Source organism: Streptomyces sp. NBC_01235 (assembly GCF_035989285.1).
Classification (GTDB): Bacteria; Actinomycetota; Actinomycetes; order Streptomycetales; family Streptomycetaceae; genus Streptomyces.
This window is the reverse complement of record NZ_CP108513.1, coordinates 6,729,395-6,742,963: the sequence shown is the minus strand read 5'-3', so window position 1 is coordinate 6,742,963 and position 13,569 is coordinate 6,729,395. Positions and strand designations below refer to the sequence as shown.

Sequence of the window (13,569 nt, the reverse complement as noted above, 5' to 3'; positions counted from 1 at the left end):
CTCCGGTGCCACTGGTGCCGTCGTGTCACATCCAGTGCACCCTCCCGTACTGGTCAACGCCAGGCGGGAGGCACTAGTTCCCTTGTGCCTGCGGGCAGGGGCGGGGGCCGTCCGGGTGAGGACGGGGGCGTACGCGCGCGTGCGGACTCAGAAGAGGACGGTGTCGGCGAAGCGCAGGACCAGTTGGGGTGCTCCGGACAGGGCGACGCCGAGGGCCGCGGTGAGGGCGATCGCGGCCGTGAGGGGGGCCGGAACGCGGTGCTTCTCCGTCTCGCCCTCGGGGGCGCGGAAGAGCAGGGCCGTCCACTGGAGGTAGTAGTACAGGGCGATCACCACGTTGACGGCCATGACGACGGCGAGCCAGCCGAGGCCCGCGTCGACGGCCGCCGAGAAGACGGTGACTTTCGCGAAGAGGCCGATGATGCCGGGGGGCAGTCCTGCGAGGCAGAGCAGGAAAAAGGCCAGGATGAGGGCTGCCAGGGGGTTTCTGGTGTAGAGGCCTCGGTAGTCCGTGATCCGGTTCGTCGTGCTCGTACGCCCCACCAGGGCGGCCACCGCGAAGGCGCCGAGGTTCACGGCGGCGTACATGAGGGCGTACGCGACGGTGGAGCCGATCGCGCGCTCGGCGTCGTCGGAGTACGCGGCGGCGGCGATCGGTACGAGGAGGTAGCCGGCCTGGCCGACGGAGGACCAGGCGAGGAGACGTACGGCGCTGTACGCGCGCGTGGCCTGCTGGCGGAGGGCGCCGACGTTGCCGACGGTCATGGTGAGGGCGGCCAGCGCGGCGAGGGCGGGGCCCCAGACGTCGGCGTACGAGGGGAAGCCGATGACGGTGACGAGGATGAGGCCGGAGAAGCCGACGGCCTTGCCGACGACCGACAGATAGGCGGCGATGGGCAGGGGGGCGCCGACGTAGGTGTCGGGGACCCAGAAGTGGAAGGGGACGGCGGCCGTCTTGAAGGCGAAGCCGATGAGGGTGAGGACCACGCCGGTCTGGGCCAGGGTGTGGAGCTGGCCGTCGACGTGCTGGATCCGGTCGGCCACCTGGGTGAGGTAGAGGGTTCCGGTCGTCGCGTACACGAAGCTGATGCCCAGGAGGCTGACGGTGGTCGCGGTGACGGACGACAGGAAGAACTTCAGGGCCGCCTCGGAGGACCTGCGGTCGCCGTGTCGGATACCGACGAGGGCGAAGGCGGGCAGGGAGGCGACCTCCAGGGCGACGACGAGGGTGGCGAGGTCGCGGGAGGCGGGCAGCAGGGCGGCACCGGCGGCGGAGGACAACAGCAGGAACCAGAACTCCCCTTCGGGGAGTCTCCCGCGCGCGTCCTTCAGGGCGGTGACCGACAGAAGGGCCGCCAGCAGCGCTCCTCCGAACACCAGGAACTGGATGACGAGGGTGAAGCGGTCGGCGGTGTAGCTGCACGCGCTCGGGTCGCCGGTGAGGCAGAAGGTGGAGCGGTCGCCGTCCAGGAGCGGCAGGAGGAGGGCCGTGGAGGCCGTGAGGCCCGCGACGGAGAGCCAGCCGAGGAGCGGCTTGCGGTCGTCGCCGACGAAGAGGTCGGCGACGAGGACGACGAGTGCGACGACCGCCGCGAGGGTGGGCGGCGCGATGGCCGGCCAGTCGACGGACTGGACCACCGACTCGGCCAGGGGCTGGGCGGCCGAAGGCTGGGTCAGGGAGCTCATCGGGTGCCTCCTGCGAGGAGCTGCTGCACGGCCGGGTCGGTCAGGCCGAGGAGGGCCTTCGGCCAGAGGCCGGCGACGACGGTGAGGGCGACGAGCGGGGTCCAGGCCGCGAACTCGTAGGTCTGCACGTCGGCGAGGTGTGGGGCGTCCTGCGGGACGGTGCCCATGCAGACGCGGCGGACCACGACGAGGAGGTAGGCGGCCGTCAGCAGAGTGCCGAACGCGGCGATCGCCATGAAGGTGAGGAAGGTGGGGCGGCTGAGGTCGTCGGCGGGGTCGAAGGCCCCGAAGAGGGCCAGCATCTCGCCCCAGAACCCGGCCAGGCCCGGCAGTCCGAGCGAGGCGACGGCGGCGAAGGCGAGGAGGCCGCCGAGGCGGGGGGTCCTGCCGTACAGCGCGGCGCCGGTCTGCTCGGCGAGGGTGTCCAGGTCGGTCGTGCCGGTTCGGTCCTTCAGGGCTCCGACCAGGAAGAAGAGGAGGCCGGTGATGAGGCCGTGGGCGATGTTGGCGAACAGGGCGCCGTTGACTCCGGTCGGGGTCATGGTCGCGATACCGAGCAGGACGAAGCCCATGTGGCCGACGGAGGAGTAGGCGATCAGGCGCTTGAGGTCGCCCTTCGCGCCCAGCTTGGCGAGGGCCAGGCAGGCCAGGGATCCGTAGATGATCCCGACGACGGCGAAGGCGGCGAGGTAGGGCGCGAAGGTGCGGAAGCCGTCGGGGGCGACCGGGAGCAGAATCCGAACGAACCCGTACGTACCCATCTTCAGCAGGACGCCTGCCAGCAGGACCGAGCCGACGGTCGGGGCGGCGGTGTGGGCGTCGGGCAGCCAGCTGTGCAGCGGCCACATCGGGGTCTTGACCGCGAGCCCGATCCCGATCGCCAGAACGGCGATGACCTGCACGGATGTGGTCAGCGACCGGCCGTTGTCAGTGGCGAGTGCCACCATGTCGAAGGTGCCCGCCTTGATTCCGATCAGGAGCAGGCCTAGCAGCATGACCACGGATCCGAGCAGTGTGAAGAGGATGAACTTCCAGGCCGCCTGGGTCCGGCCCTCGCCGCCCCAGCGGGCGATGAGGAAGTACATCGGGATGAGGACCATCTCGAAGGCGAGGAAGAACAGCAGCAGGTCGAGGACGGCGAAGGTCGCGAGGGTGCCGGACTCGAGGGCGAGCACGAGCGCGACGAAGGCCTTCGGGGACGGGCTCGCGGTCTGCGGCTTCAGCGGCTGGTGTTGCTGCCTGAAGTAGGAGTAGAGGGCGCAGAGGAAGGTCAGGAGCGCGGTCAGGACCAGCAGGGGGAGGGAAATGCCGTCGATGCCGAGGTGGATGCGCACATCGAGTGCGGGGATCCAGCTGATGTCCGTGCTGGCCTGCATCTTCGACGGATGGTCATGGTCGAAGCCGAGGGCGAGGACGATCGCGGCGATGAGGATCACCCCGGTCACGGTCACTCCGTGCCGCAGCACGGCCTGCTCGGGTGACTTCCCCTTCAGTCCGGGCGGGGCCGGCAGGAGAGCGGCTACGGCGCCGAGGAGCGGGCCGACCACGATGAACGCCAGAAGGAACTGCATCACGGACTCGTTGATATCGATCACGCCTGCTCACGCTCCCGAGGCGACGAGAAGGGCGGCGACCGCCAGGACGACGGTGCCGGCGAGCAGCGCGCTCACATAGGTCTGGACATTGCCGGTCTGGGCGCGCCGTACGGCGGCCCCCAGCCAGCGGGGCAGGGCGCCCGCGCCGCGTACGTAGGTGTCGACGACCTCGCGGTCGAGGAACCGTACGAGGCTCGCACCGGCCTGGACGGGGCGGACGAACAGCACCTGGTAGAGGGCGTCGAGGTGGAAGCCGACGGCGGCGTGGCGGTGCAGCGGGCCGAGCAGGAGCCGTCCGGGGTCCGCCGGGTCGGGGGCGGAGGCCACGTCTCCGTAGGCGGGCGCGTGCGTCGCGATGGCCTCGGCCTCGACTTGGGCCGCGTCGCCCTCGGGGTGGGCGGCGACCGCACCGATCGGGACGCGGGCGGCCGGCCCGGAGAGGTGGCGCCAGGCGGCGTACGTGAGGAGCCCGCCGGCGAGGGCCACGCCCGTGCCGAGGACGGAGGTGGTGAGGGCCGGCGCGAGGTCGTTGCCGTCGAACCAGTCGGGGAGTGTGCGGTAGGCGAACCCGCCGAGGGCGAGGGACGGCACGGCCAGGACCCACAGCACCACGGTCATGGTCAGGGGCTGGCGGCCGTGGTCGGGGGCCTCGGCGCCCCGGCCGCGGAAGGCCAGCAGCCACAGACGCATCGCGTAGGCGGCGGTGAGGAGGGCGGTGATCAGTCCGGCGACCAGGACGAGCCAGCCGGCTGCGCCGGGGGCGTGCTCGGTGTGGCCGGTGGTGACGTGCTCGGCGGCGCCGAGGACGGACTCCTTGGAGAAGAAGCCGCTGAACGGCGGGATCGCGGCGAGGGCGAGGAGTGCCACGGTCATCGTCCAGTAGGCGTCGGGGATGCGGTCGCGCAGGTGGCTCATCCGGGACATGGCGGCGAGCGAGTTGGTGCCGGCGGCGTGGATGATCACGCCGGCCGCGAGGAACAGCAGGGCCTTGAAGGCGCCGTGCGAGAGGAGGTGGAAGACGGCGGCACCTCGGTCGCCGACGGCGAGGGCGCCGGTCATGTAGCCGAGCTGGCCGATCGTCGAGTAGGCGAGGACGCGCTTGATGTCGTCCTGCGCGAGCGCCGCGAGGCCCGAGCCGACCATCGTGACGGCGGCCATCACGGCGAGGACGACCATCGCGGCCTGGGAGGCCTCGAAGACCGGGAGGAGCCGGGCGATGAAGTAGACACCGGCGGCGACCATCGTCGCGGCGTGGATCAGTGCGGAGACAGGGGTCGGGCCTGCCATCGCGTCGGGGAGCCAGGTGTGCAGCGGGAACTGCGCCGACTTGCCGGCCACGCCCGCCAGGAGCAGCAGGGCGATGACGGTCGGGTGGTCGAGTCCGCCGTGGGCGACGGTGCTGAGGACCTTCGTGATCTCGAAGGAGCCGGCGTCGGTGGCGAGGGCGAACAGGCCGATGAGGAAGGGGACGTCGCCGAGTTTGGTGACCAGGAAGGCCTTGATGGAGGCGGCTCGGGCCTCCGGGGTCTCCCAGTAGTGGCCGACGAGGAAGTAGGAGCAGATGCCCATGACTTCCCAGCCGACCAGCAGCACGATCAGGTCGCCGGAGTAGACGACCAGGAGCATCGCGGAGGTGAAGAGGGAGACGAGCGCGGCGTAGGAGGGGTAACGCGGGTCCTCGCGCAGGTAGCCGGTCGAGTAGATCTGCACGCAGGTGGCGACCAGGCCGACCAGGACGGCGACGAGGGCGGCGAAGCCGTCGATGTGCAGGGCGAGTTCGACCGGGACGGACCCGGTGGGGGTCAGTTCGGTGGCCGCGTCGACGGAGGCGTCCCCGCCCTGGCGTACGGCGACGACCGCCGCCAGCGCAAGGGCGGCGAGGGTCGGCAGGACGGCGAGGGGGCGGACGAATCCGGGCGCGGTGCGGCCCAGGAGCAGTCCGGCGGCGGCGCCCAGGAAGGGAAGGAGGGGGACGAGGACGGCGAGGGTGGTCGTGGTCACGCGGTGGCCTCAGCCTTCTCGGCGGCCGTTCCGGTCGCGGGGGCGTCGCTGTCGGTGCTGTCGGCCGCGGGGCTCTCGTGGCCCTCGGCGGTGTCGCGGAGCCGGTCGATGTCCGCGGTGCCGCGATTGCGGTGGACGGCGAGGACGATCGCCAGGCCGATGCCGATCTCCGCGGCGGCGATGGCGATGGTGAACAGGGTCAGGGCCTGGCCGGAGTGCAGGGTCTCCTCGGCGGCCTTGCTGAGCCAGACGTCGAAGGCGACCAGGTTGAGGTTGACCGCGTTGAGCATCAGCTCGACGGACATCAGGACCAGGATCGCGTTGCGGCGGGCGAGGACGCCGTACAGGCCGGTGCAGAAGAGGAGGGCGGAGAGGACGGCGGGATAGGCGAGGTGCATCAGCGGGCGCCTTCCTGCTCGGCCGGGTTTTCCCTGACGTCCCGGGCGGATGACGAGGCCTCGGATTTTTGGGAACTCTCCGTGACGGGTGGGGAACTCTTGGTGATGGTTCGGGAGTTCACAGGGGGAGAGCTCGACTCCGCCTTCGCCTTGCGGGACAGGACGATCGCGCCGACCAGTGCCGCGAGGAGAAGCACGGAGAGGGCCTCGAAGGGAAGGATCCAGTTCTGGAAGAGGCTCGCGCCGGTGACCGCGGTCGAGCCGGCGGCCGCGCCGCCCAGGTCGATCCAGGTGGCTCGGAAGGCGTCGACGACCACCCAGATCAGGGCGGCTGCCGCGGCGACGGCGACTGTGAGGGCGGCCCAGCGGTTGCCGGAGTCCGCGTCCGGGGAGCGGCCGATGGGGGCCTTGGTGAGCATCAGACCGAAGAGGAGGAGCACGACGACGGAACCGACATAGATGAGGACCTGCACCCAGGCGATGAACTCGGCGGTGAGCAGGAGGTATTCGACGGCGAGGCCGCCGAGGGTCACCACGAGCCACAGGGCGGCGTGCACCAGCTGCTTGGTGGTGACGGTGACGAGGGCGGCGCCGAAGGTGACCAGGCCGACGAGGAGGAAGGCGATCTCCACGCCGGTCGGGGAGAGGAAGCCGTGGGGTGCCTGAGCGAGGGTCACGATGCCCCTCCCTGGGCTTCGTTCGGCTCGGCCTTGGCCGCCGCCAGCTTCTCGGCCGTCTTGCGGGCGGCCGCGATCTCCTTCGGCTCCTCGGCGGCGGGGTCGAGGGCGGGCGGGGCCGGCACGGTCCACATCCACTCACGGAGCTTGTCGCGTTCGTGGGTGAGTTCGTGGATGTCGGTCTCGGCGTACTCGAACTCCGGGGACCAGAACAGGGCGTCGAAAGGACACACCTCGATGCAGATACCGCAGTACATGCACAGGGAGAAGTCGATGGCGAACCGGTCGAGGACGTTGCGGCTGCGCTCTCGACCGCCGGGGGCGGCGGGCGGGACCGTCTCCTTGTGGGAGTCGATGTAGATGCACCAGTCGGGGCACTCACGGGCACACAGCATGCAGACGGTGCAGTTCTCCTCGAACAGGCCGATCACGCCTCGGGTGCGGGGCGGGAGGTCGGGCTGGGCGTCCGGGTACTGCTCGGTGACGGTCTTGCGCGTCATCGTGCGGAGGGTGACGGCCAGGCCTTTGGCGAGGCCACTACCGGGAAGGGGGGCCATGGCTACTGGATCACCACCTTGACGACGCCGGTGAGGGCGATCTGGGCGAGGGAGAGGGGGACGAAGAGGGTCCAGGAGAGCTTCTGGAGCTGGTCCTCACGCAGGCGGGGATAGGTGACGCGGAGCCAGATCACGACGAAGGCGAGGACGGCCGACTTGAGGAGGGTCCAGGCCCAGCCGAGGCCGTCGGCGCCCCAAGGGCCGTGCCAGCCGCCCAGGAAGAGGACGGTGGTCAGGCCGCACAGGACGACGATTCCGGCGTACTCGGCGAGGAGGAAGAGAGCGAAACGCAGACCGGTGTACTCGGTGTACGCGCCGAAGATGATCTCCGAGTCGGCGACCGGCATGTCGAAGGGGGGCCGTTGGAGTTCGGCGAGGCCGGCGACGAAGAAGACGATCGCGCCGGTGATCTGCCAGGGCAGCCACCACCACTCGAAGGCGTCGACGATGCCGGGCAGGGAGACCGTGCCGGCCGCCATCGCCACCGAGGCGGCGGTGAGCAGCATCGGAAGTTCGTAGGCGAGGAGCTGAGCGGCGGTGCGCAGGCCGCCGAGGAGGGAGAACTTGTTGGCACTGGCCCAGCCGGCCATGAGCGAGCCGAGGACACCGACGCCCATCACGGCGAGCACGAAGAAGATGCCCGCGTCCAGGACCTGGCCGACGGCGCCCTCGCCCGGCCCGATGGGGATGGCGAGAAGGACGAGGAGATACGGGAGGAGGGCTACGGCAGGGGCGAGCTGGAAGATACGGCGGTCGGCGCCCGCGGGGACGATGTCCTCCTTCTGCGCGAACTTCACACCGTCCGCGACGAGCTGGGCCCAGCCGTGGAAGCCACCCGCGTACATCGGACCCAGGCGGCCCTGCATGTGGGCCATCACCTTGTGCTCGGTCTGACCGATGATCAGGGGGAAGGTGAGGAAGACGACGAAGACGACCAGGAGTCGCAGGGTGACGTCGAGAGCGTCGTTCACTGCGGGCCTCCTGCGGGGTCGTCGGGGGCGGGGCGTTCGGTGTCTTCGGCGGGCGACGGCTTCTCGACCGGGGCCGACCGCTCGGCGCTGATCCGCTCCGGACCCTGCTCGGGTTCAGTTCCCTGCCCAGCCTCAGACTGCGACTCGGACTCCGTCTTCGGCTCAGGCTTCTGTCCGGCGTCCGGCTTCGACTCCGACTCCGGCTTCTGTCCGGCGTCCGGCTTCGACTCCGACTCCGGCTTCTGTCCGGCGTCCGGCTTCAACTCCGACTCCGGCTTCTGTCCCGAGTCCGGCTGCGTCTTCGGCTCCGGTTCCGTCCGCCGCTCCGGCTTCGGCTCCGGCTCTTCGAACGCCGGGCGGGCGTGGTGCCACGGGGCGTCGGAGCTGCGGGGGGCCGCGGCGGGGCGGGTGGGGGTGCCGGGAGTGGGCGTCGGGGGCTGGGTGCGCTGGGAGGCCGAGCCCTGGGAGGCGCTACGCGCGCGGCGCGGGCCCGCGGGGGGCTGCGGAGTCGGCTCGGGAACCGTGGGCTCCGCCTCCGCGGCGCTCTCGGTCTTTGCGGATTCCGCGGCTCCCTCAGCACCTGCGGGCTGTTCCGTGCCGTCCGGCCGCTGGGACGCCGAGCCCGAGCCCGAGCCCGCGCTCCGGGCACGGCGGCCGGCGGGAAGCTTCGGCGGTGCCGCGGATTCCGAGGACGTCGGGTCCGCGGCAGCCGTCGGGTCCGTGGCCTCCGTCGGCCGCTGGGACGCCGAGCCCGCGCTCGCGCTCCGGGCGCGGCGGGGGCCGGCCGGGGCTGCCGGAGTGCCGGGAGTTGTCGAGGAAGCCGACGGGGTTGTTGCAGTCGCCTCGGTCGGTGTCGCCTCGGTCGGGGTCGGTGTCGCCGGTGGTGTCTGGCTTGTTGAGCCCTCTGTTGTCGTGCGGGCGCGGCGGGCCGGGCGGTCGCCGGCCGGGCGTCCTGCCGCTGCTCGGGTCGGGCGGGCCGGGGCGGGCGGGAGTTGGCCTTTCAGGGGGCCCCATTCGTTGGGGTCGGGGACGCCTGGGGGGAGCATCTGGCGGCGCTTGGGGCCGCCGTGCTCGGACTCGCCGGGTTCTTTGGCGCCGGGCCAGGCCTTGGCGACGCGGGCTGCCAGGACGAAGTCCTTGCGCAGGGGGTGGCCTTCGAAGGTCTCCGGGAGGAGGAGGTGGTTCAGGGCGGGGTGACCCTCGAAGGTGACGCCGAACATTTCGTGCGTCTCGCGTTCGTGCCAGGCGGCGCCGGCGTAGACATCGACGGCGGAGGAGAGGGTCGGCGCCTCGTGAGGGATCGTCGTGCGCACGAGGAGGCGGCGGACCGGGGACAGGGCCACCACGTGGGCCGAGACCCGGAAGCCGGTGCCGGGTTCGTCGACCGCGCTCAGCCAGTCGAAGTAGGTGCAGGACAGGCGGTCGCGGGCGACGCGCAGGGCAGCGGTCCAGGAGGCCGGCGGAACGTCCACCGTCAGGACGTCGTACGACTCCTCTGCCGTGGCCTGCGGGCCGAAGAGTTCCTCGGCGGGGGCGGGGAGCCAGCCGACCGTGCTCATCGCCCCTCCCCCGGCGCCGAAGGGGACTCGGCCGGGGGCGGCTGCACCAGGCCGCTCTGCAGGGCCGCCGTCGACGGGCGGGAGCCGGTCGGGTGGGACGTGCTCGGGCGGGAGACCGACGGGCCGTAGCGCTCGTCCAGGGACTCTCGCGCGATCTTTTCCTGGAGTTTGAGGATGCCCTGGAGCAGTGCCTCCGGGCGCGGGGGGCAGCCCGGCACGTAGACGTCCACCGGGATGATCTGGTCGACGCCCTTCGTCACGGAGTAGGAGTCCCAGTAGGGGCCGCCGCAGTTGCTGCACGCGCCGAAGGAGATGACGTACTTCGGTTCGGGCATCTGCTCGTAGAGGCGCTTCACGGCCGGGGCCATCTTGTCCGTGACCGTGCCGGAGACGACCATCAGGTCGGCCTGGCGCGGGCCGGGTGCGAAGGGGATGACGCCGAGGCGGATGAAGTCGTGGCGGGCCATCGACGCGGCGATGAACTCGATCGCGCAGCAGGCGAGGCCGAAGTTGAAGACCCAGAGCGAGTAGCGGCGGCCCCAGTTCAGGACCACCTTCATCGGCTCGGGAGCGAGGCGGGCCAGGGCGCCCAGGCGCTTCGGCTCGGGCAGCAGCACCGGCACCGGCTCGGAGGACATCGCTTCCGGGGTCACGTCCATGTCAGGACGCCCTTCTTGTATGCGTACAGCAGGCCCACGGCGAGGAAGCCGAGGAAGATGAACATCTCGACGAGCGTCGTCGCGCCGTACCCGTCTGCGGCGAACACCGTCGCCCAGGGGAAGAGGAAGATCGAGTCGACCGCGAAGATCACGTAGAGGAAGGCGTAGACGTAGTAGCGGACCTGGGTGTGGGCCCAGCCCTCGCCGACCGGGTCGACGCCGCACTCGTACGTCAGGAGCTTCTCGGGGGTGGGGACCACCGGGCGCAGCAGGCGTCCCGCGCCGAAGGCGACGGCGACGAACAGCACGCCCACGACGGCGAGCAGTCCGACGACGGAATAGGACTGGAAGTAGTCCGCCGCGACTTCGACGGTCGGTTCCCGCACGTCCGCCCCCTCGCTCCCTGACCTCAGCGTCTTCGACGATCTGTACGGACGGGAGTCTAGGCCCTGATAAAGGGACGGTAAGCAGCCCGTCATGCCTTGGGATGCGGGACGGGGGTTTTCCCCAGGCGACGGAGGCGGGTGACCTCATGGCGCGGCGGCGCGCGGCGCGGCACGCTAGCCCATATGACCGCTTCCCATTCCTCCTCATTCTCCTCCCACCAGGGTGGAACAGACCATGACGACGATCGTCCGCCCCCGGCCCGCTTCGCCTACGACCCGCAGACGTGGAAGGAGATCACGCACCTTCTGACGAACCTGCCGATGTCGTTGATCGGGTTCACGTATGTAATGACGGTGATCGTCACCGGCGCCGCGATGACCCTCACGGTGGTCGGGTTCCCCTTGCTGGCGCTGGGGCTGGCCGGGGCCCGGCTGATGGGCCGGTTCGAGCGGGCTCGGGCGCGTCGGCTGCTCGGGGTGCGGATCGACGAGCCGAGCCCGCTGCCGCTGCGCAGGGCGGGCGGCTTCTTCCAGCGGATGTGGCTGGCGCTGAAGGATCCGGTGGCCTGGCGCACGGTGCTGTACGACTTCGTCCGGCTGCCCTGGGGGATTCTGACGTTCAGCGTGGTCGTGCCCTCGTTGTTCGTGCTGTGGCCGGTGCTGCCGTTTCTGGCGCGCGGTCTGACCAACGCCGACCGGGCGATGGTGCGGGGGCTGCTGTCCCCCTCCGACGAGCTGGAGCGGCGGATCGCGGAGCTGGAGTCGGACCGCGGCGTCGTGGTCGACACGGCGGCGGCCGACATGCGGCGCATCGAGCGCGACCTGCACGACGGAGCGCAGGCCCGGCTGGTGAATCTGGCGATGGGGCTGGGCCTGGCGAAGGAGAAGCTGCTGGAGGGGCAGGCCGACGACGCCGTCGCCGCGATGGTGGAGGAGGCGCACGGCGAGGTGAAGCTCGCGCTTCAGGAGCTGCGCGACCTCGCCCGCGGGATCCACCCGGCCGTCCTGACCGACCGGGGCCTGGACGCGGCGCTGTCCTCGGTGGCCTCGCGCTGCACGGTGCCGGTGAAGGTGACCGCGGACCTGACGTCCAGACCGGCGCAGGCCATCGAGGGCATCGCCTACTTCACCGTCTCGGAACTGCTGCAGAACATCAGCAAGCACAGCGGGGCCCGGTCGGCGTCGGTCGACGTGTGGCGGGCGGACGACCGGCTGCTCATCCAGGTGTGGGACGACGGCCGGGGCGGGGCGCGGCTCGACGGCGGGTCGGGGATGCGGGGGCTGGCCGAGCGGCTGGACGCCGTCGACGGGATCTTCGTCGTGGAGTCGCCGGTGGGGGGTCCGACGACGGTGACCGCGGAACTGCCCTGGCGGAACCGGGGCGCCGGGGACCGTGGGGGCCGGTGACCCTCGGGCCGGTGACCGTGGGGGGTAGGGAAAACCCCCCGTCCAAGAGGCCGACGGACTCCATGGTCCGCGCGCCCGCCGCCGACGAGGGTTGGAGGTACGGATCGACAGCTGCGCGACGAGCAGGGACGAACGAGTAGAAAGGACGCCGCCGATGGCCACTCAGTACGGGCAGTACGGGCAGTACTACGACGAGTACGACCAGTACGACCGGTACGACGAGTACGGATCTCAGGACGGGCACCGGGGCGGGGAGCGCCGGCATCTGTTGCCGTCGGGGCTGCGTGAGCCGCTCACGGCGCGCCACTGGAGTGAACTCCTCTACGTCCTGCTCGGTCTGCCGATCGGCGTCGTGCTGTTCACCTTCGCGGTCTCCATGTTGTCGCTGGGCGCGGGACTGCTGGTGACGTTCCTCGGCATCCCGGTGCTGGCGGCGGGGCTGGCCGCGTGCCGGGGCTTCGGGGCGCTGGAGCGGGCGCGGGCGCGCGGGCTGCTCGGTCTGGAGGTCGCCTCCCCCGAGCCGCTGCGGCCGCGCGGCAACGGCCCGATGGCGTGGATGGGCGCCGTCCTCAAGAGCGGCACGTCGTGGCGGAACGCGCTGTACGCGGTGCTCCAGTTCCCGTGGGCGGTCTTCTCCTTCGGCGTCGCCGTGACCGTGTGGTCGTTCGGCTGGAGCATGCTGACGTATCCGCTGTGGTTCTGGGTCTTCCCGATGTACGGCGGCCAGGGCGGGCTTCAGCTGTACGGCGACGAGCAGCACAGCGTCTACCTCGACAACCCGTTCGAGATCACCGTGACGGCGCTGGTGGGCCTGTTGATCACGCTGGCCACGCCGTGGATCGTGCGGGCGCTGACGACGGTGGACCGGCTGCTGGTGCACGGGCTGCTGGGGCCGTCGTCGCTGGGCGCGCGGGTGGTGGAGCTGGAGTCGGACCGCGGGGTCGTGGTGGACACGGCGGCCGCCGACCTGCGGCGCATCGAGCGCGATCTGCACGACGGGGCGCAGGCGCGGCTGGTGGCGCTGGCGATGGATCTGGGGCTGGCGAAAGAGAAGCTGCGGGAGGATCCGCGGGCGGCGGCGCGGATGGTGGACGACGCGCACGGCGAGGTGAAGACGGCACTGCAGGAGCTGCGGGATCTGGCGCGCGGGATTCATCCGGCGGTGCTGACGGACCGGGGGCTGGACGCGGCGTTGTCGGCGGTGGCGTCGCGGTGCCCGGTGCCGGTGCGCGTGGAGGTGGATCTGGTGGAGCGGCCGGCTCCGGCGATCGAGGGGATCGCGTACTTCACGGTCTCGGAGCTGCTGCAGAACATCAGCAAGCACAGCGGGGCCCGGTCGGCCTCGGTGGATGTGTGGCGGGTGGAGGACCGGTTGATGTTGCAGGTCGTGGACGACGGCGTGGGCGGGGCAAATGCCTCCGGCGGGGGGTCGGGGCTGGCCGGGCTGGCGGGGCGGTTGGACGCGGTGGACGGGATTCTGGTGGTGGATTCGCCGGTGGGCGGGCCCACACGGATCACCGCGGAGTTGCCCTGGCGGGCGGAAGGGGTCTGAAAGGCATCGTCCTCGAACGCCGCACGGGCTGAACACTCCCGTACTCCGACGACATGCCGTACCCCGACGACACGTCACGTGGGCCGGAAGGCCGAAATCGAGCGTGTCGTCGCCGTATTCC

The 13,569-nt window shown here is 71.2% G+C and carries 12 protein-coding genes; 2 read left to right on the top strand and 10 right to left on the bottom strand.

Annotated features, from left to right (window positions below):
• Window positions 1–147: 147 nt before the first annotated feature.
• The 10 genes from OG289_RS30240 to OG289_RS30195 are packed head-to-tail and all read right to left on the bottom strand — an operon-like array spanning window position 148 to window position 10,489.
• The gene (locus OG289_RS30240; RefSeq protein ID WP_327317215.1) at window positions 148–1,686 is read right to left on the bottom strand and encodes an NADH-quinone oxidoreductase subunit N; all 1,539 of its coding nucleotides are present in this window, start codon (window positions 1,684–1,686) and stop codon (window positions 148–150) included.
• Window positions 1,683–3,281 (bottom strand): NADH-quinone oxidoreductase subunit M, encoded by a 1,599-nt coding sequence (locus OG289_RS30235; RefSeq protein WP_327317214.1) that lies wholly within the window; start codon window positions 3,279–3,281, stop codon window positions 1,683–1,685. The genes OG289_RS30240 and OG289_RS30235 overlap by 4 nt, the downstream gene beginning before the upstream one ends.
• A gap of 6 nt (window positions 3,282–3,287) precedes the next feature.
• Window positions 3,288–5,282 (bottom strand): NADH-quinone oxidoreductase subunit 5 family protein, encoded by a 1,995-nt coding sequence (locus tag OG289_RS30230; protein ID WP_327317213.1) that lies wholly within the window; start codon window positions 5,280–5,282, stop codon window positions 3,288–3,290.
• On the bottom strand, window positions 5,279–5,680 hold the full coding sequence (gene nuoK, locus OG289_RS30225; RefSeq protein ID WP_327317212.1) for an NADH-quinone oxidoreductase subunit NuoK: 402 nt from the start codon (window positions 5,678–5,680) through the stop codon (window positions 5,279–5,281). Before nuoK ends, OG289_RS30230 begins: the two co-directional genes overlap by 4 nt.
• Window positions 5,680–6,357: an NADH-quinone oxidoreductase subunit J family protein gene (locus tag OG289_RS30220; RefSeq protein ID WP_327317211.1), complete on the bottom strand. Its 678-nt coding sequence runs from the start codon at window positions 6,355–6,357 to the stop codon at window positions 5,680–5,682. The genes nuoK and OG289_RS30220 overlap by 1 nt, the downstream gene beginning before the upstream one ends.
• Window positions 6,354–6,914: a NuoI/complex I 23 kDa subunit family protein gene (locus OG289_RS30215; RefSeq protein ID WP_327317210.1), complete on the bottom strand. Its 561-nt coding sequence runs from the start codon at window positions 6,912–6,914 to the stop codon at window positions 6,354–6,356. Before OG289_RS30215 ends, OG289_RS30220 begins: the two co-directional genes overlap by 4 nt.
• A gap of 2 nt (window positions 6,915–6,916) precedes the next feature.
• Window positions 6,917–7,885 (bottom strand): complex I subunit 1/NuoH family protein, encoded by a 969-nt coding sequence (locus OG289_RS30210; protein WP_327317209.1) that lies wholly within the window; start codon window positions 7,883–7,885, stop codon window positions 6,917–6,919.
• Window positions 7,882–9,444 carry an NADH-quinone oxidoreductase subunit C gene (locus OG289_RS30205; protein ID WP_327317208.1) on the bottom strand — a complete coding sequence of 521 codons (1,563 nt, stop codon included), beginning with the start codon at window positions 9,442–9,444 and terminating at the stop codon, window positions 7,882–7,884. The genes OG289_RS30210 and OG289_RS30205 overlap by 4 nt, the downstream gene beginning before the upstream one ends.
• Window positions 9,441–10,103 (bottom strand): NADH-quinone oxidoreductase subunit B, encoded by a 663-nt coding sequence (locus tag OG289_RS30200; RefSeq protein ID WP_327317207.1) that lies wholly within the window; start codon window positions 10,101–10,103, stop codon window positions 9,441–9,443. Before OG289_RS30200 ends, OG289_RS30205 begins: the two co-directional genes overlap by 4 nt.
• Window positions 10,094–10,489 carry an NADH-quinone oxidoreductase subunit A gene (locus OG289_RS30195; RefSeq protein ID WP_327317206.1) on the bottom strand — a complete coding sequence of 132 codons (396 nt, stop codon included), beginning with the start codon at window positions 10,487–10,489 and terminating at the stop codon, window positions 10,094–10,096. Before OG289_RS30195 ends, OG289_RS30200 begins: the two co-directional genes overlap by 10 nt.
• 183 nt (window positions 10,490–10,672) lie before the next feature.
• On the opposite strand from OG289_RS30195, the gene OG289_RS30190 reads away from it, so the two are divergent.
• On the top strand, window positions 10,673–11,896 hold the full coding sequence (locus OG289_RS30190) for a sensor histidine kinase (protein ID WP_327317205.1): 1,224 nt from the start codon (window positions 10,673–10,675) through the stop codon (window positions 11,894–11,896).
• A gap of 154 nt (window positions 11,897–12,050) precedes the next feature.
• Window positions 12,051–13,448 carry a sensor histidine kinase gene (locus tag OG289_RS30185; RefSeq protein ID WP_327317204.1) on the top strand — a complete coding sequence of 466 codons (1,398 nt, stop codon included), beginning with the start codon at window positions 12,051–12,053 and terminating at the stop codon, window positions 13,446–13,448.
• Window positions 13,449–13,569: the final 121 nt, after the last annotated feature.